Here is a 16,690-nt window from a genome sequence, read left to right as displayed (position 1 = left end):
ACTCCTCAGGCTTTGTTCATGTCAGAATTAATGATTTTCTTTGCCGGTTCTTTTTTAACGGCTTCGCTAATATTGGGTCGTAAAATATGCAGGCAAATAGCCGTGATAATCACGCCGATAGCCATATCGATGACGTACCACAGCGCGCCTTTATTCACGCCGGCAATCGCGACTAATCCGCCATGGGGCACCATGGATTCAACGCCGTGAATCATTGCCAGACCGGCACCCACGGCGCTGCCGATAATAATGGACGGCAGAACCGTTTTGAGGTTTTTAACCGCAAAGGGGATGGCTCCTTCGGTAATACCAATCAACCCCATAAAAGCGGCGGAGGTGCCCATCCTTCTTTCATCTTCAGACCATTTGCGGCGTGAAATAAATGTCGAAAGAGCAAGGCCCAGCGGTGGAATAGCACAGGCGATACGGTAAGCGCCATTCGGTCCGTAAATACCTTCTGCCATCAGCGCCAGGGTAAAGGCGGTCGCGGTTTTATTGACCGGTCCCCCCATATCAAAGGCGGCCATCGCACCGAGAATCAGCCCCAGTACCAGTCCACTGCTGCCGCGCATATCCGAGAGCATTGAAACCAGCCACCTCATCGCCACCCCGATGGGGCCAATCAGCACATACAGATAAAGCATGCCGACCAGGCCGGTGGAGACGATAGGGATAATCATGATTGGCATGACCGGCATCAGCGCCTTGCCGACCTTCCAGGTTTTCACCCACTTGACAACGTAGCCGCTCAGAATGCCGAGCAGCATCGCGCCGAGGAAGCCGGTGACCACGTGGTTGTCGCCCAACGGTGTGCTGGCCATGAAACCGGTGATTAAGCCCGGCGTTAGCCCCGGTTTACCGGCAATGGAGTAGGCGATATAGGCGGCCAATACCGGGATCATCATTCCGAGGCCCGCGCTACCGATGGCACCGAGGTTTAATAAAAATGGATTGGTGACCACCATCCCTTTGCCGGGGGTCGGTTCTCCGCCAACCAGCGACAGCGCCAGACAGATCCCGCCCACCACCACCACGGGCATCATATAGGACACGCCGGTGCTGAACGCTTTGACTAAATCATTCTTAATGGCTTTCATCGTATCGGACATTATTTATTCCTCCCGAACCCTTCTATTTCCGGACGGGATTACCACGAGTAGGGACGTGCTAATCCTCGGGCAATATTGCTTTGCCAGGGAATATCCAGGATTCACAGATATTTATTAATTTTTGTAATGCACTGCTTAATCGCGAAATAAGCGAAGTTATTGCGCCAGTTTTACGGCCTTATCAATAATCGCCGCCGGGTCGCGCACGACTTCTGCCGGATTTAATGAAATAACCAGCCCAGCATTTTCTTTTTCTTCAAAACGCTCCACGCCTTCAATGCCGATAGCAATAGCCAGGATCACCACATCCGCTGCAGCAATTTCATCTTCACTTAATTCGTTTTCAATCCCCATACCGCCCTGGGTTTCGACCTTAACCTCATAACCTCTTTTTTTGCATTCCTGCTCAATCGCTTCCTGAGCCATATAAGTATGAGCGACACCGGTAATGCATGCTGCGACTCCGACGATTTTCATGAGTGACTCCTGAGTTATGCTTATTTTAAAAATGACCTGGATTTATATCTCTAAGGTTCTGGCCATCAGGTTGTAGAGTACCGTGGCGTTTTCGGCATGTTTTATTTCATGACGGAATTCCTCTTTCATGAGCTTTCTGGCAAGGGTGGAGAAATATTTCATATGTTCATTGGGTTCGGCGGATTTACTCACCGTGAGCAAAAATACGGTTTCAACCTGCTGGTCGCCCCACATAACCGGTTTATCCAACGTCGCCATACTGATAGTGGAATAGAGGATATGGTCGGATTTGGTATGGGGGATGGCAAAACCATATCCCACGGCGGTCGAGAAGGCGTCTTCCCGGGTCCAGATATCATCGCAGAGCCGATCCCGGTTATCGGTCCGGTGATGTAGCCAGAGGTTATCGGTCATCATCTTGATGATTTCATTTTTATCGCTGGCCGCCAGACAGCTAAGGATAAACTCCGGTGCGAGAAGCGGTCTTGTACTCTTTGTTTTGACGCCAGGGGCGCGCAGAGCGCTTTTCACTTCATCAGAACGCCGGAGGGTGACGATTTCCTCGGCCAGCCGCCGGCATTTGTCGAAATTCAGCTCCCGCAGAGCGTGTTTTACCTCTGGAATAGCGGTACCGCTCATGCTGAGTTCATCAAAGCCCATGCCGGTAAACAGTGGCAGAAAATCTTTGCTGGCACCCAGTTCCCCACAGATGCCAATCCATTTTCCCGCGCGGTGTACCTCGTCGACGGCGAACCGCATGGCGCGCAGGAAGGCGGGGGAATAATTGTCGTAAACGCCAGCCACCCGGGTATTACCACGGTCGGCGGCAAAAAAGTACTGCGTCAGGTCGTTGCTGCCGATGCTAAAGAAGTCGGCATAGTCGGCAATTTCCTGGATAGCGAAGATCACGGAAGGGACTTCCAGCATGACACCTAATTCAATGCTATCGTTGAACGTCAGTCCCGCGTTGCGCATTTCCCCTTTGACGGATTCCAGCGCATCGCGACACCAGATGACTTCGTCGACGTTGGCAATCATCGGGATCATGATTTTGGCGTTGCCGTGCGCAGAGGCGGTGAGAATTGCCTTCAGTTGCATGGCGAACAGCTCCCGATAATGCGGATAGGTGCGAACTGCGCGAAAGCCCAGGAACGGGTTCGCCTCCTCGCCGATACTGAGATAATTGACCGGTTTATCCCCGCCGATATCAAAGGTGCGGAAGATAACCGATTTGTGGTCGGCAAGCTTAATCACCCGGGTATAAAGATCGGCCAGCTCGGCATAATCCGGCGATGTTTCCCGGTCCATAAACGAGATTTCCGTACGAAACAGGCCGATGCCCTCAGCACCGTTGCCGAACGCGGATTCGGCTTCCGCCAGGCTGGCGATGTTCGCGGCGATCTCAATGCGATACCCGTCAGCAGTGGCGGCCGGCAGGGTGGCGTTGGCCAGCATCTGTTGCTGCATGTTCCGCTGCACCGCCATTTCATTGCGATAGTAGCGCAGTACTTTTTCATCCGGTGCGCTGATCAGAATTCCGGGATTTCCGTCGATAATGATCTCCTGCTGCGGATCAAGGTGCAGCGCGGAAAAATCGATATCGTTTAACGCCGGGATGCCGAGCGAACGCGCAAGGATCGCGGTGTGCGATGTTTTACCGGTGGACAACAGCACCATGCCCGCCAGCAAACTTTTGTCGATGCCGAGAAATTTGCTGGGCGTCAAATTGTCGGCCAGAATTATTGCGGGTTCCTGCAAAGCAAGACTATTTTGCGGCAGTGTGTCAGTGCCGTAGATATTCGTTAATAACTGTGCGGTAATATCAAACACATCCAGGGTTCGTTCTTTAATATATTTACTGGATGAGCGGCTGAGAGTATCACAAAAATGCATTGCTGCCAGGATAATGGCTTCCCAGCTATTTTTACCTTTATCGATAAAACCGGTGATGGCGCTCAGGAAAACCGCATCGGAGATAATCGATAGATGCGCCTGAATAATATCGTGTTCAACCCCGTTTTTACTCTCCAGCGCCACCTGCTTTTCGTGTTTCAGCGCTTCAATCCCCTCAATGACGACGATTTTCTCATGGGCATCAGGGGGAGCTGTCGCTGGATTGCGCGCCAGCAGCTCGGCAAAAGTCAGGCTTTGTACCAATACGGGTTTAGCAATCGCGACGCCGGCGCTGATGCGGGTGCCCTGAATAAACTTCAAATGTGTTTCACGCAATGAACGTGGCAGATAGCCCGTCTGCGCGGCGGGCTCCGCTTCCTCCGCGGTTTCAAAAGCAGGCAACTGCCTTAGCAGTGCCGCAAGCAATTTTGCTGCAGCGCGCGCATCTTCACCGCTGAGGGTAATCTCACAGTCATCATTTAATAATGTGTCAGTGGCAACAATAGACAGGGCGCTTTTTGCACTGCCTTCGAGGCCGGTGCGGATATTTTTCCAGCGCACATCGGCCAGGAAAGAATTACACAGACGCTCGATATGTCCCGCGGGTCTGGCATGAATGCCATCCTTAAGCTCACATTGATAAATTATTACTTCTGACATAACGACTCCCAAAATCTTTATACGAAAGCTCAGTAATTTTATAAACAGGCGTCATCCCCTGTATTTCATGATTAATAGTCTTTGCCGTCCGCACTGCTTTTTAAATATAAAAAAAGTGACCTTTACTCGAAAAAAACCGCCTGATTATAATTATGTGATGACGTGCACAGAGTAAATCATTGCCGTAGATGGGTAATTTGATTGCTATGAATGCCTTTTTATTTCTATATATTGTTTACCGGCTGATGGGATAAAAAATAGATATCTTTTTTTATTAGTCAGATGGTGGGAATCTGATCCGGCTCCTTTTTTACGTGGCGCCGAAAGGCTTAACGTACCGGCTTCATGCTGTATCGCCTTTGAAGACTCCCGCGCGGGCCTGCTGTCGGCCGGAAACGCGGGCAGTGTGGTGGTGGAGGTCGTCACCCCGCAATCAACGGCGCACGATATCGCTACCTTCGCCACCATCAGCAATTACCTCGGCCTCGACGTCAGCCCTACGCGCGGTGGCGATTTTCTGCTCAGGCTGTAACGGTGGGGTTTGAATTGTTATCAGCAAAGACCCTGGCGGCTGCGATTCGCTTTATCAGTATTGATGCGGTGCAGCAGGCAAAATCCGGTCATCCGGGTGCGCCGATGAGGATGGAACAGCGCTACGCGGCGTTTGGTATCAGATCTGAAGCGGTGGCGCATCAGGCTAAAGCACTGCTGCGGCAAATACAGCGTCTCCTGTGATAGGGGCCTTGGCACAATGGAAAGGAGTTACGATGTACAATGTCGATCTTCATATGCATACCCTGGCCAGCACCCACGCCTATAGCACCGTTCATGATTATATTGCCGCCGCCGTGCGTAACGGCCTCAAGCTTATCGCAATTACCGATCACGGCCCGGAAATGGTGGATGCACCCCATGCGTTTCATTTTACCAACCTGCGTGTTTTGCCGCGTGTGGTTGATGGGGTGGGGATTTTGCGCGGCATTGAGGCCAACATCAAAACCAACGGTTCTACCGATTGCAGCGACAAAATGCGCGACTCGCTGGATTTAATCATCGCCGGGTTCCACAAGCAGGTTTTCGCGCCTGCCGATACGGTCACCAATACCGATGCGCTGATCGCGGTGATCTCCAGCGGGAAGGTGCATATCATCAGCCACCCGGGGAATCCCGAATATCCCATTGATATCCCGGCGGTGGCGGCGGCGGCTAAAGCCTGCGATGTTGCGCTGGAGGTGAACAACGCCTCATTTGTGCACTCCAGGAAGGGTAGCGAAGCGAATTGCCGGAAAATCGTGGCTGCCATGCGGGATAGCGGCGGGATGATCGCCCTGGGAACCGATTCGCACAGTGCGTTTTCAGTGGGGGACTTCAGTGGCTGTCTGCATCTTCTGCATGAAGCCGACTTCCCTGAAGCGCAAATCCTAAATGCGTCGCCGCTGCGCGTTCTGGAATTCCTTGAACAGCGCGGCGGCGCGAGAATTACCGAGATTTATACCTTACTAACAGGATATGGTCAGGCTACAGGTCGATGATGTTTCCCCTGGGTAGATTCAGCGACTTGCGGATAGCGGAGATGACCTCGGAAGGTTTAAGCAACAAAGAGTTAATGCATACATTCAGAAGGCGGCAGCCGTCAAAGCGCCCGGGGTTATCGATGGCGATATCGGAGGCGATGATAACCAGCTCCGAGCAGAGTATGTCTCTCTCGGTAATAGGATTTTTCAGCCCCAGCACGCCCTGGGTCTCGATTTTGATGGAGAAACGATAGGCTTTCGCCAGTTTTTCCAGCTGTTCGGCGGCCATATAGGTATGCGCCACGCCGGTGGCGCAGGCGGTCACCGCCACGATATGCAGGTTGCGATCGCTGGAGAAGGGGTGCACTTCATCTTTTGCTGCACGGATCATTATACATTTGCTCCCTTGTTCTTACGTCGGTACTCAAGCGGCGTACAGTCATTGATATCCCGGAACACCTTGCAGAAATAGTTGGTATCAGTGAAACCACACCTCCATGAGACCTCATTGATTTTCATATTGGTGTTGGTGAGCAGCGTTTTCGAGCGTGAGATCCGGGCTAACCTCAGATACTCATTAAACTTCATGTCTGACTCGCGGGAGAAAAGCCGCGACAGGTAGCCGGGTGAGATATTAAAGGCTTCCGCGACGCTCTCCCGGCTGATGTCGGTGTGATAGTGGCTATCGATATGGTTTTTGATTTCATCAAACAAAGAGAACGGCCCTTTGGGGTTGTCCATTCCCTCAGTCATCTGGTACAGCAGGTCGTTGAGCAGGGCGTAGATGATATGGGAAAAGGTTTCGCCGGTGGTGTTCTGCCCCCACGCCAGTGACTCTGCCATTTCAAGCAGGTGATCACGCACGGCACTGCTGGAATTCTGCAGATTGAACTTCTCCACCTCTTTAAACTGGCTGCCATCCCAGTTGCTGATACTGAAACCGACATCCTGCTTCCAGAAAACAATCGACATGCAGATCACCGGGCTTTCCCACTGGGGCGAGTTCCAGCTGTTGGCCGGAATGTAGGTGATGGTGCCCACCGGACGCACATATTTGACTACCCGATCGGCCCCTTTGGGGATAAGCATGCTCATGATCCCTTTCACCGTCAGCTCGATGCGCGGTACGTGCAGATGGTAAGCCATTGCCGGAGCCGGCGCGTTGCCATTGGCGACCAGAACACTCTCCGCGCTGGCGCACTGTGTGCTGAATTCGCTCAAAATCGACTGAATAAATGCGGCCATCTTCTCTCTGCCCCGGTTGCTATTCTTTGGGTTTGACGACGGTTTTCAGCACTTTAACGGCCACGGCGGTGGTGAGCGTTCCGGCGATAACGGCAATGATGTAACCGAAATGATTGCTGACCACCGGCAGAACGATAAGCCCGCCCCAAGGGGCTGCGTTGGTGGCGCCGAACCAGAGCGACAGCACTGCCGCGACCGCGCTGCCCAGCATAATCGCCGGGATCACCCGTACCGGGTCGGCGGCGGCAAAGGGGATGGCGCCTTCGGTAATGCCCATAAAACCCATAATCACCGCCGGTTTGCCCGCCTCCCGTTCCACATCGTTAAAGATCCCTTTAAATAAGAAGGTGGCCAGCGCCAGCCCAAGCGGCGGGGTGCAATCAGCGACGGCCACAGCGGCCATTAATTGCGGGTTGGTGGAGATTAGGGCGACAGCGAAGAAGAAGGCGGTTTTATTCATCGGGCCGCCCATATCGACGGCGATCATACAGCCCAATACGCTGCCGAGAATGATAAAAGAGGTCCCCTGCATATTGGCAAGCCAGGCGCTGAGCCATTTCATCAATCCGGCAATAGGATCGCCGATGATGTAGTAAATCGCCATCCCGGTGAGGAAAGTGCCGAGCAGCGGAATAATAAAAATCGGCAGAACCATTCTGAGAAAATGGGGGATTTTTAAGCGGGCAATGATATTCAACAGTGACCAGACAATCAGCCCGGCGATAATCCCGGCCAGCATCCCGCCTAAGAATCCGGCCCCCATCTGGTAAGCCATTAATCCGCCAATGGCGCCCGGTGCGATGCCGGGTCTATCCACCATCGAATAGGCAATAAAGCCTGCGAGAATCGGAATAAACAGCGTCAATCCGGCGATGCCGATTTGCGACATCGCCTTGAGAAAACCATGATCGGGAATGGCCGCCTGACCGTTGAACATCACCGCCAGTGCCAGCAGGACACCGCCGGCCACCACAAACGGGATCATGTAGGATACCCCGGTCATAAAATGTCTTTTAGTATTTTTTAATAGTTTTAACATACCAGCCTCAAATCATGATTCGGCTATTTAGGGTGATAATGTACTGAATATCAGGTTGTAAAGTGCCATGGGCGTCTGCGCGGCTTTGGTCTTTTGGACAAACTCTTCATTCATCAGCATCCGTGCGAGGGTGGAAAAATATTTCATGTGTTCGTTTTCCGCGGCGGCCTGGCGGATAGCGAGCATAAATACCGTATCCACCTGTACGCCGCCCCAGGCGATCGGCTGTCTGAGCCTGGCGATACTGATGGAGGAGTGCAGGATCGCCTCGCTCCTGGCATGCGGGATTGCGAAGCCGGAGCCGACAACGGTGGGAAAGGGCACTTCCCTGGCCCAGATATCTTCACACAGCTTATCCCGGCAATCGGTGCGTTGCTGCAGCCAGAGGTTGTCCACCATCATTTTGATCGCTTCGTTTTTATCCGCCGCGTCCAGACCCCACAGAATTGCCTCCGGCACCAGCAGGGGTTTGCTGGTGTCGGGCAGGGCTACCGCCAGTGTCTTTTGCCGCTGCACAGCCATTTCATTGCGGTAATAGCGAAGAATCGATTCATTGGTCTTGGTAATCAGAATTCCCGCTTCTGCGTCGAGCACAACCTCCTGCTGCGACAAAATATTGAGAGTGGCGATATCGATATCGGCAAGGGTGGGAATGTTGAGTGAGCGTGCAAGGATCGCCGTGTGCGACGTTTTTCCGGTTGATGACAGCACCAGACCCGCGAGATGCGTTTTGTCGATAGCCAGAAACTGGCTTGGCGTCAGCGTACTGGCAAAAACTATTGCCGGTCCGTCCAACACCAGCGCGTTTTGCATCAGTGATTGTTCGCCATAAAGCTGGGCAAGAATCTGCGTCGCGATGTCGAGAACATCCAGGGTTCGTTCTTGGATGTATTGGCTGGATGAACGTTCGAGTACGGCGCTAAAATCAATGGCCACTTTGACGATGGCCGACCAGGCATTCATATGCTCATCAAGGTAACTGATGATGCTTTCCAGAAAAGCTCTATCGGTAATTAATGATAAATGGGCTTCAAGCAGGTTGTACTCAATGCCTTCGGCTTGCGTCAGCGCACGCGTTTTGGCGCGGCGCAGGTTTTCCAGCCCCTGCGTCAGGCGCCGCTTTTCACCTTCCGGGGTCACCGGGGCCGCGGGACTGCGCGCCAGCAACTCGGAAAAGGTGACGCCCTGCAGGATAACGGGCCTGGCGATGGTGATTCCGGCGCTAATGGCGGTTCCCCGCAGATACGTCGGCTGCAGCTCGCGCAAACAACGGGGCAGATAACTTGCGCCCCGCACCGGCTTAGATACCTGTTCAGCAGCGAAGGTCGTCAGATTCCTGAGCAAAGCGATAAGCTCTGCCGCAGCGGCTTTTTCATCACAACCGCAAAGCGTAATCCGGCATTCATCATAGAGCAAGGTATCGGTAGACACCAACGCGAGGGAGCTTTTGGCGTTCCCATCCAGCACGGTACGCGTGTTATGCCAGATAATGTCGGCATGAAAACCATTGCAAAGACGAGCGATATGCCCGGCAGGCCTGGCATGGATTCCTTCGCTCAGTTCGCATTGATAGGTAATTTCCAGCGCCATTCAAACCCCCGGGATTGCACGCTTTGGCCATCAGTTGGTACTCGCGCAAACGTCTTATGCACCCTATCTTTAACTGTTCGCGTGGGGGCCGACATGGTAAAAACGTGCTATTTACTAGAAAATTGTTACCTGTTTCGGAGTTTGTGACAGTTGTCATATTTATAAATAAGCTAATGAATGGATAGCGTGGAATAAGCCGTCACGTCTTGACTGACGCCTCTTCATATCCTGAAGCCAACGGTGTGGATTTATCCCTAAGGAAATTCCCCGACTATAACGAACTGATAATCAGTCCAAATTATGCGCGTTGAGGAATGTTGTCCTTGCCGGCACTCCAGGTGATAAGCGTCAGATGTGCGTTTATGCGCTGTATTCCGCCTACCTGGAATCGTTCGCCTGCGGTGCTGCTGGAGGATCGACAATTTTGCTTGATGGATTATTGATTATTCCAAAAGGAATATGGACGGAGGGTACAACAGCGCTCGTGCCCAGCAAATGCCGAGATTGATCATCAAAAAAGATATGTGGTTTAAGAATCTTTAATACTTTACCCTTTTCAATACCACCAAGAAAGAATGCGTCATTTGCCATAACGCCCCAGCTTTTTAATGTCGTTAATGCTCTTTCATGGGACGGCGCGTTCCTGGCCGTCACTATTGAAATTCTCAGCCGATTCTCATAACCGGGGTGTTTTATCTTATATTTTTCTTCCTCGGATTGGATTTTTTGACATCCTGACAAGGAATTCTTTGAGTGGTCCGGGATTATGAGGCTGCATAACGTTCTTTACTTCATTAGCATGGAATTCACCGAGCCCGGAGGTTTGCATGACAGACTCAGAGGCGTCATCGGCCAGAACGCCGTCAAAATCGAAGGCGATTCTAAGAGATGTATCCGTTTCATCGTCGACTATTCTTGAATTTAATACTTGCCCCGCTGGGAATCCTGCCTTAATAGAATGTAAAAAGCCCGCTTCAGAAAACTGAAGCGGGCTTTTCTGGAATTTTGGCTCCTCTGACTAAACCTGATCCATGCTATAATGAATTGATTAAATTACTGTTTCATAGCCCGCTCCCCGGGACTTCCACCAGGCGGCCTGCATCCAGGTCAGCCTGTATAGCCAAAACAGACCTTTTGCACAGACCCTGTCCCGGCAATGCCCACCGTTTTATGTGCTGGAGGACGCGTGGTCCGGCGCGGAGGTGGCGGCTTATCAACCGATGCCCCCTCCCAGGGCCTGCCATAACGTAATACGATTGTTGAAATCTGTCTGTTTAAGGGCTATCCACTCCAATTGCGCAGTCCAAAGCGTCCTCTGGGCAGTGAGAACCGAAAGATAATCACCTACGCCTGACTTGTAACTATTTAGGGCAAGCACCTGGCTACGCTGGGCCGCCGCCACATATTCCCGCTGGGCATCAAGTTGATCATTAAGGGTGGCCCTGCGCGCCAGCGCATCGGCAACCTCGGAAAAAGCGGTTTGAATGGTTTTTTCATACGTCGCTATATAGCCCTTTTTCTCCGCTTGGGCGTAGTGAAGCGCGGCGAGATTGCTGCCGCCGGTAAATAGCGGCAAGGTCAGGGAGGGGGCAAACGACCATACTTTTGACCCGCCGCTGAACAAGTTTGACAGCGAACTGCTTGCCGTACCTGCGCTGGCGGTCAGCGTCAGCGAAGGGAAAAAACTGGCTCGTGCCGCACCGATACTGGCATTGACGCTTTTCAGATTATGTTCCGCCTCAAGTACGTCAGGCCGCCTGAGCAAAACCGCTGAAGACAGGCCCGCCGGAACCAGCCTGACGGTCTGCTCGGGAAGCGTATCGAGCGCATCCGGCAGGAGCTCGTCAGGCAGGGCATCCCCGACAAGGAGATCCAGCGCATTAATATCCTGCAGGACGAGCGTGCGATAGCTCGCCTCGCTGGCACGGGCGGATTGATAAATCGTCATTGCCTCGCTGACGTCGGTGGCCGCGGCGACACCGGCACTCAGCCTTGCCTGAGTGATGCGAAGCGTGTCAGCCGCGCTTCTCATGGTTTCGCGGGTCAACTGCAGGTTGCTTTTGTCCGCCGCGAGGGTCAACCAGGCGGTGGTGGTTTCGGCTATCAGCGTGAGCCGGGTACTGCTTGTCGTCTCTTCACTGGCAAGCCAGAGTTCCTTGTACCCCCTGGCCAGGCTGCGGTTGCGGCCGAACAGATCGAGCTCAAAACTGCTGATGCTTCCCTGGGCCTCCGCGGTGCCGCTTACGCCTGAATCCAGCGTGCGGCTGTGCGTACTGTCCAGTCCGGCATTAAGCGTGGGGAATAGCGTGGCCCGCTCTTCGCCATACTGCGCGCGGGCCGCTTCGATATCGGCAATGGCTTTGCGCAGGTCGCGGTTGCTTTTAAGCGCACGTTCCACCACATCTCTAAGACGCTCATTATCGATGGCCTGCTGCCAGCCAACCAGTTCAGGGACGCCGGCCGCGCTGGACGTGCTTGCGGGCCATGTGGTGGGCACCGGCGCGGCCGGTCTCTGGTAGGCCGGATCTAAAGAGAGGCAGCCGCTCAGCAGCAGAGGGAATATCATCATACCCATTCTATACATCATGACTTACTCCTTGTCGGCATGGCGACGGACAAAATGGCGGTTGATCAACACAAAAAAGGGCGGGACAAAAAAGATTGCCAGCAAGGTAGCCGTCAGGGTGCCGCCGATGATGCCCGTGCCAATGGCGATACGGCTGTTAGCTCCGGCGCCGGTTGCCAGCGCCAGCGGCAGTACGCCGGCAATAAACGCGATGGATGTCATCAATATGGGGCGCAGACGAACGCGCGCGGCGCAAAACACCGCCTTCGCGGCGGGCACGCCTTGCTGAACCGCCCGCTCGGCGAACGCGACTATCAGGATGGCGTTTTTCGACGACAGACCTATGATGGTCAGCAAGGCGACCTGAAAATAGACATCGTTACTCAAGCCGCGCAGCGCGGCCGCCAGCGCGGCGCCAAAAATGCCCAGGGGAATGATCAGCACCACGGAAAACGGCACGGACCAGCTTTCATAAAGCGCGGCAAGGCAGAGAAAAACCACCAGTATGGAAACGCCGTACAGCATCGTTCCCTGGCCGCCCGCCATTTCCTCCTGCAGCGACAGGCCGCTCCACGACCAGGTCGATCCCGCTGGAAGGGCGGCAGCATATGTTTCCATGCTGGCCATCGAACTACCGGAGCTGTAGCCGGGCGCGCTGTCGCCGGTAATTTCATAGGCGGCCGCACCGTTATAGCGCATTAGCGTATCGGGGCCCTGGGTCCAACTGCTGCCGGCGAAGGCGGAAAATGGCGTCATCGTCGTGTTACCGCTGGCATCCGCGCCGCGGACGAACCATTTGCTAAGGTCGTCAGGCTGCGCCCTGAATGGGGCATCCCCCATGATGTAGACTTTTTTCACCCGGCCGCGATCGATAAAATCATCCACATAGGTTCCCCCCCACGCGCTGCTGAGGGTATCCGTCACATTGGCAACGGACAAACCCAGCGCAACGGCCCGGTTATTGTCGATATCGATCTGCAGCTGGGGCGTCTGCGGCAGGTCATTGGCCCGTACCGACATCAGCTGCGGGTCCGCCTGCGCTTTTTTCAGCAACGCATTACGCAGCGCCAGAAGCTTAGTGCGATCCGTGGCGCCGCTGGCCAGCAACTCCAAGGTAAAGCCGTTGGTCTGCCCCATACCGTCAACGGGGGGAGGCGTAGAGACAACCACCTGGGCATCCCGTATGGCTGACAAGGCTTTTGTCGCTTTTAACGCAATGGCGCTGGCGGTGTTATCGCTACCGGAACGAGTAGACCAGGGTTGCAATGAGACGAAAGCCATACCCGCATTCTGCCCGCTACCGCTGAAATTGAAGCCCGTTTGGGCAAAAATGACGCTGGTATTGGCCTTTTCCTCGGTCAGAAACCAATGAGTGATCTGGTCCCGGATCTGGTTGGTGCGGTTTGCGCTGGCGCCGGCCGGAAGGGTGAACTGAACCATCACTTCCCCCTGGTCTTCGCTGGGGAGAAAGCTGGTAGGAAGGTGCCGCATCAGTAACGCGGTGAGGCCCGCAAGGAGGATAAAGAAGCACACCATGATGACGGGACGGCGCAATGCCCAATGCACGCGGCCGCTATAACCCTTTTCAGTGCGGCTGTAGAAACGGTTGAAATAGCCGAAGAAACCATGTTGGCGGGGAGGGGAGTGCTTAAGAAACTGGCCGCAAAGCGCCGGCGTCAGCGTCAGGGCGACAATAACGGATAACGTCATGGCTGAAATGATGGTGACGGAGAATTGACGGTATATCACCCCGGTAGAGCCGCCAAAAAAGCTCATAGGGAGGAACACCGCGATTAACACCAAGGCAATGGCCACCAGTGCGCCGGATATTTCCCCCATGGATTTTTCAGTCGCCAGCCTGGCGTCGAGATGCTCATCGCGCATGATGCGCTCGACATTTTCCACCACCACGATGGCATCATCCACCAGAAGTCCGATGGCCAGCACCATCGCGAACAGCGTCAGCGTGTTAATTGAATAGCCGAACAGCGTCAGAACGCCAAACGTACCCAGCAGGACGACCGGCACGGCGAGGGCAGGGATTAAGGTGGCGCGTATGTTTTGCAAAAAGAGATACATTATCGCCACGACAAGTGCGATGGCGATAATGAGGGTAAGTATAACGTCTTCGACAGAAAGCTTGATGAAGGCCGTGCTGTCCTTGGCATAGGCTACGTCGTATCCTGCCGGCATGCCGCCGCGGTACTCTTCTACCTTGGCCTTGACCCGTTCGGCGGTGTCAAGCGCATTCGCCCCCGGGGCCATCATAACCGCCACGCCGGCGGCGGGATGATTGTTAAGCATTGAGCTGGATGTATAGTCCTCACTGCCCATTTCCACACGCGCCACGTCGCTGATATGGACCACCGAGCCGTCGGACTCGCTTTTTACAATAATCTGACGGAACTGTTCCGGGGTCTGCAGACGTGATTGCGCCCTGACTGTCGCGGTCAGTTGCTGGCCGTCCGGCGAGGGCTGATCGCCGATCTTGCCGGCGGCCACCTGCACGTTCTGCGCCTCAATGGCCGTTTCCACATCGGACGGCATCAAATCATAGGCCGCCAGCCGGGTGGGGTTCAGCCAGATGCGCATGGCGTATTCGGCGCCGAACACGCGCAGTGACCCCACTCCCTCTACCCGCGCCAGGGGATCTTGCAGGTTGCTCACCAACCAGTCGGCCACATCCGAGGTGCCGGCTTTATCGGTCTTGTCATACAGCGCCATGATCAACAGAAAATTAGACATGGATTTGGTCACGGTTAGCCCGGCGGTCTGCACTTCGCTGGGTAAACGTGACTCTGCCTGCTGGACACGGTTTTGCACCTGCACCTGGGCGGTATCCGCATCGGTACCCTGCGCAAACGTCACGGTAATATCCACCTCACCGTCAGAGCTGCTGGTGGAGGTGAAATAGAGCAGGTTATCCAGCCCGGTGAGTTGCTGCTCAATAACCTGCGTGACGCTATTTTCCAGCGTTTCCGCCGACGCGCCGGAGTAGGTGGCGGTTATCTTCACCGAAGGCGGGGCAACGTCAGGGTATTGAGCGACGGGAAGGGTACGGATGGCCATAATTCCTGCCATCGTGATAAGGATGGCGATAACCCAGGCAAAAACCGGACGACGGACAAAAAATCGAGCTAACATCAGTTGGCGTCTCCATCTGTGGACTGCACTTCGATGGCCTTCACCGTTTCACCGGCGGTCACTTTGCCGCTGCCTTCCACAACCACGCGCTCGCCCAATTTCATCCCGGCCAGAATCAGCCATTTATTATCAATGACATCTCCGGTCGTCACGCTGCGCTGTTCGATTTTGCTATCGGCAGAAACCACCAGTGCGCTGGCATTGCCCTTGACATCGCGGCTGATGGCGGCCTGAGGCACAAGAATGCCGTCGGCGATCGTACCGTTCTCAACATTTGCGTGAACAAACATGCCGGGCAACAGGAGATGTGCAGGATTGGGGAAGACGGCGCGCATGGTCACTGATCCGGTGGATTCATCTACAGCCACTTCCGTCAGTTCCAGCCGGCCTTTGCTGGGATAGACCGTGCCATCCTCAAGGGTCAGCGTGACGTTGAGACTGTCCCTGTTGACGGCCAGCGCCTGTTTGCGCAATGCCAAGAGTTGCTTACTCGATTGCGTCAAGTCGACATACATTTCATCAAGGGAACGAATGGTTGCGAGGGCGGTGTCCTGCTCGGCGGTCACCAGGGCCCCCGGCGTGACGGCTGAAATACCGATGCGGCCGGAGATGGGGGCCGTGATAGTCGTCCACTGTAAATTGACCCTTGCGCTTTCAAGCGCGGCGGCTTTTTCATCCACGGCCGCTTTATCCACCGCACAGGCCGCCCGCGCATCATCCGCATCCTGCTGTGAAATCCCCTGAAGCTTCACTAAACCGGCATAACGGCGGGCCTTCAGGCAATCGGTCAACACTTGCGCTTTGGCACTTTCAAGGCTGGCTGACGCCTGGTCATAGGTGGCTTTATAGCTCGAATCATCCACTTTAAATAACGGTTGGCCTGTACGGACATTATCGCCTTCGCGAAACAGGCGCTTTTGAATAATGCCGCTGATTTGGGGGCGAACATCAGCATAAAGCGTCGCGGTGGTCCGTCCGGTAAGATTACTGGTTATCATGACCTGCGCGGCTCTGAGCGTAACAACGCCGACTTCCGGTATTGTTACAGCCGCTGGCTTTGTGGAATTATCGCAGCTTGCCAAGCCCAGTATGGCAAGTAAACATAACGCCGGGCATAGAATAAAATCCTTCATAAACATCTTCCGATATACCTGTGGAGTGAATTGCACAGACTGATAATAAAGAGAATAAAATCAAGTCTCATAAAAACGGAAAATTATATTTATATTATCCACAGTGAGAGAAATTAAAAATTTCCGTACGGCTATCCAGCGGGAAATATTTCTTTTAATGGCAAGGGTAATATAATATGTGAGTATCTTATACTGTTTCACAAGATATGTCTTGATGATGTGCGTTTGGTTAAAACCACTTATTTATTAGTATGTTATATGAATAACAATTAATGTCCCCAGTGAAATGAAAGGGGATTGTTAAGGCGAAGATGTTTTTG

At 53.8% G+C, this 16,690-nt stretch carries 14 protein-coding genes and 1 pseudogene; 3 read left to right on the top strand and 12 right to left on the bottom strand.

The genetic code is table 11. From position 1 onward, the window contains the following. Positions 1–5: 5 nt before the first annotated feature. From ACL2XO_RS17585 to ptsP, 3 genes are all read right to left on the bottom strand, one after another. On the bottom strand, positions 6–1,109 hold the full coding sequence (locus ACL2XO_RS17585) for a PTS fructose transporter subunit IIC (RefSeq protein WP_203523232.1): 1,104 nt from the start codon (positions 1,107–1,109) through the stop codon (positions 6–8). Positions 1,110–1,265: 156 nt separating this feature from the next. Further along, positions 1,266–1,586, bottom strand: a complete 321-nt coding sequence (locus tag ACL2XO_RS17580; protein ID WP_203523231.1) for a fructose PTS transporter subunit IIB — start codon at positions 1,584–1,586, stop codon at positions 1,266–1,268. A 42-nt stretch (positions 1,587–1,628) separates the two neighbouring features. Continuing rightward, positions 1,629–4,139, bottom strand: coding sequence for a phosphoenolpyruvate--protein phosphotransferase (gene ptsP, locus ACL2XO_RS17575; RefSeq protein ID WP_413741157.1), 2,511 nt, complete (start codon positions 4,137–4,139; stop codon positions 1,629–1,631). Positions 4,140–4,545: 406 nt separating this feature from the next. On the opposite strand from ptsP, the gene ACL2XO_RS17570 reads away from it, so the two are divergent. The 3 genes and pseudogenes from ACL2XO_RS17570 to ACL2XO_RS17560 all read left to right on the top strand — a co-directional run bounded on the left by ACL2XO_RS17570 (position 4,546) and on the right by ACL2XO_RS17560 (position 5,671). Further along, complete coding sequence (locus ACL2XO_RS17570; protein WP_413741156.1) at positions 4,546–4,671, top strand: hypothetical protein; 126 nt, start codon at positions 4,546–4,548, stop codon at positions 4,669–4,671. A 14-nt stretch (positions 4,672–4,685) separates the two neighbouring features. Beyond that, a pseudogene (locus ACL2XO_RS17565) lies at positions 4,686–4,784 on the top strand (hypothetical protein); the annotation flags it as partial. A gap of 122 nt (positions 4,785–4,906) precedes the next feature. Beyond that, positions 4,907–5,671, top strand: coding sequence for a phosphatase (locus tag ACL2XO_RS17560; protein ID WP_413741155.1), 765 nt, complete (start codon positions 4,907–4,909; stop codon positions 5,669–5,671). On the opposite strand, the gene ACL2XO_RS17555 is transcribed toward ACL2XO_RS17560, so the two are convergent. From ACL2XO_RS17555 to ACL2XO_RS17515, 9 genes are all read right to left on the bottom strand, one after another. Then, positions 5,658–6,044, bottom strand: a complete 387-nt coding sequence (locus ACL2XO_RS17555; protein WP_253073338.1) for a PTS fructose transporter subunit IIB — start codon at positions 6,042–6,044, stop codon at positions 5,658–5,660. The two genes, ACL2XO_RS17560 and ACL2XO_RS17555, sit on opposite strands and share 14 nt — an antisense overlap. Continuing rightward, positions 6,044–6,898, bottom strand: a complete 855-nt coding sequence (locus ACL2XO_RS17550; protein WP_203523227.1) for a helix-turn-helix domain-containing protein — start codon at positions 6,896–6,898, stop codon at positions 6,044–6,046. Before ACL2XO_RS17550 ends, ACL2XO_RS17555 begins: the two co-directional genes overlap by 1 nt. Before the next feature lie 19 nt (positions 6,899–6,917). Beyond that, positions 6,918–7,937: a PTS fructose transporter subunit IIC gene (locus tag ACL2XO_RS17545; RefSeq protein ID WP_413741154.1), complete on the bottom strand. Its 1,020-nt coding sequence runs from the start codon at positions 7,935–7,937 to the stop codon at positions 6,918–6,920. Positions 7,938–7,964: 27 nt separating this feature from the next. Then, positions 7,965–9,527 (bottom strand): PTS sugar transporter subunit IIA, encoded by a 1,563-nt coding sequence (locus ACL2XO_RS17540; RefSeq protein ID WP_413741153.1) that lies wholly within the window; start codon positions 9,525–9,527, stop codon positions 7,965–7,967. Between the two features lie 378 nt (positions 9,528–9,905). Continuing rightward, a complete protein-coding gene (locus ACL2XO_RS17535; protein WP_413741152.1) occupies positions 9,906–10,268 on the bottom strand; it encodes a 5'-nucleotidase in 363 nt (120 codons plus the stop codon). After that, positions 10,225–10,482, bottom strand: a complete 258-nt coding sequence (locus tag ACL2XO_RS17530; protein ID WP_413743082.1) for a 5'-nucleotidase — start codon at positions 10,480–10,482, stop codon at positions 10,225–10,227. Before ACL2XO_RS17530 ends, ACL2XO_RS17535 begins: the two co-directional genes overlap by 44 nt. A gap of 258 nt (positions 10,483–10,740) precedes the next feature. After that, positions 10,741–12,111 (bottom strand): efflux transporter outer membrane subunit, encoded by a 1,371-nt coding sequence (locus ACL2XO_RS17525; RefSeq protein ID WP_413743081.1) that lies wholly within the window; start codon positions 12,109–12,111, stop codon positions 10,741–10,743. A gap of 6 nt (positions 12,112–12,117) precedes the next feature. Further along, positions 12,118–15,237 (bottom strand): efflux RND transporter permease subunit, encoded by a 3,120-nt coding sequence (locus ACL2XO_RS17520; protein ID WP_413741151.1) that lies wholly within the window; start codon positions 15,235–15,237, stop codon positions 12,118–12,120. Next, positions 15,237–16,370, bottom strand: coding sequence for an efflux RND transporter periplasmic adaptor subunit (locus ACL2XO_RS17515; protein ID WP_413741150.1), 1,134 nt, complete (start codon positions 16,368–16,370; stop codon positions 15,237–15,239). The genes ACL2XO_RS17520 and ACL2XO_RS17515 overlap by 1 nt, the downstream gene beginning before the upstream one ends. Positions 16,371–16,690: the final 320 nt, after the last annotated feature.

Source organism: Sodalis sp. RH15, from assembly GCF_047324255.1.
Classification (GTDB): domain Bacteria; phylum Pseudomonadota; class Gammaproteobacteria; order Enterobacterales; family Enterobacteriaceae; genus Acerihabitans; species Acerihabitans ligni.
Note: the sequence above shows the minus strand (reverse complement) of the source record. Positions and strands in the feature narration are given on the sequence as shown.

What these genes read in the sequence shown, in the direction of transcription:
- ACL2XO_RS17515 (WP_413741150.1), bottom strand. Translation starts at nt 16,370, where the DNA reads ATGAAGGATTTTATTCTATGCCCGGCGTTATGTTTACTTGCCATACTG.
- ACL2XO_RS17585 (WP_203523232.1), bottom strand. Translation starts at nt 1,109, where the DNA reads ATGTCCGATACGATGAAAGCCATTAAGAATGATTTAGTCAAAGCGTTC.
- ACL2XO_RS17540 (WP_413741153.1), bottom strand. Translation starts at nt 9,527, where the DNA reads ATGGCGCTGGAAATTACCTATCAATGCGAACTGAGCGAAGGAATCCAT.
- ptsP (WP_413741157.1), bottom strand. Translation starts at nt 4,139, where the DNA reads ATGTCAGAAGTAATAATTTATCAATGTGAGCTTAAGGATGGCATTCAT.
- ACL2XO_RS17560 (WP_413741155.1), top strand. Translation starts at nt 4,907, where the DNA reads ATGTACAATGTCGATCTTCATATGCATACCCTGGCCAGCACCCACGCC.
- ACL2XO_RS17550 (WP_203523227.1), bottom strand. Translation starts at nt 6,898, where the DNA reads ATGGCCGCATTTATTCAGTCGATTTTGAGCGAATTCAGCACACAGTGC.
- ACL2XO_RS17580 (WP_203523231.1), bottom strand. Translation starts at nt 1,586, where the DNA reads ATGAAAATCGTCGGAGTCGCAGCATGCATTACCGGTGTCGCTCATACT.
- ACL2XO_RS17520 (WP_413741151.1), bottom strand. Translation starts at nt 15,237, where the DNA reads ATGTTAGCTCGATTTTTTGTCCGTCGTCCGGTTTTTGCCTGGGTTATC.
- ACL2XO_RS17555 (WP_253073338.1), bottom strand. Translation starts at nt 6,044, where the DNA reads ATGATCCGTGCAGCAAAAGATGAAGTGCACCCCTTCTCCAGCGATCGC.
- ACL2XO_RS17545 (WP_413741154.1), bottom strand. Translation starts at nt 7,937, where the DNA reads ATGTTAAAACTATTAAAAAATACTAAAAGACATTTTATGACCGGGGTA.
- ACL2XO_RS17525 (WP_413743081.1), bottom strand. Translation starts at nt 12,111, where the DNA reads ATGTATAGAATGGGTATGATGATATTCCCTCTGCTGCTGAGCGGCTGC.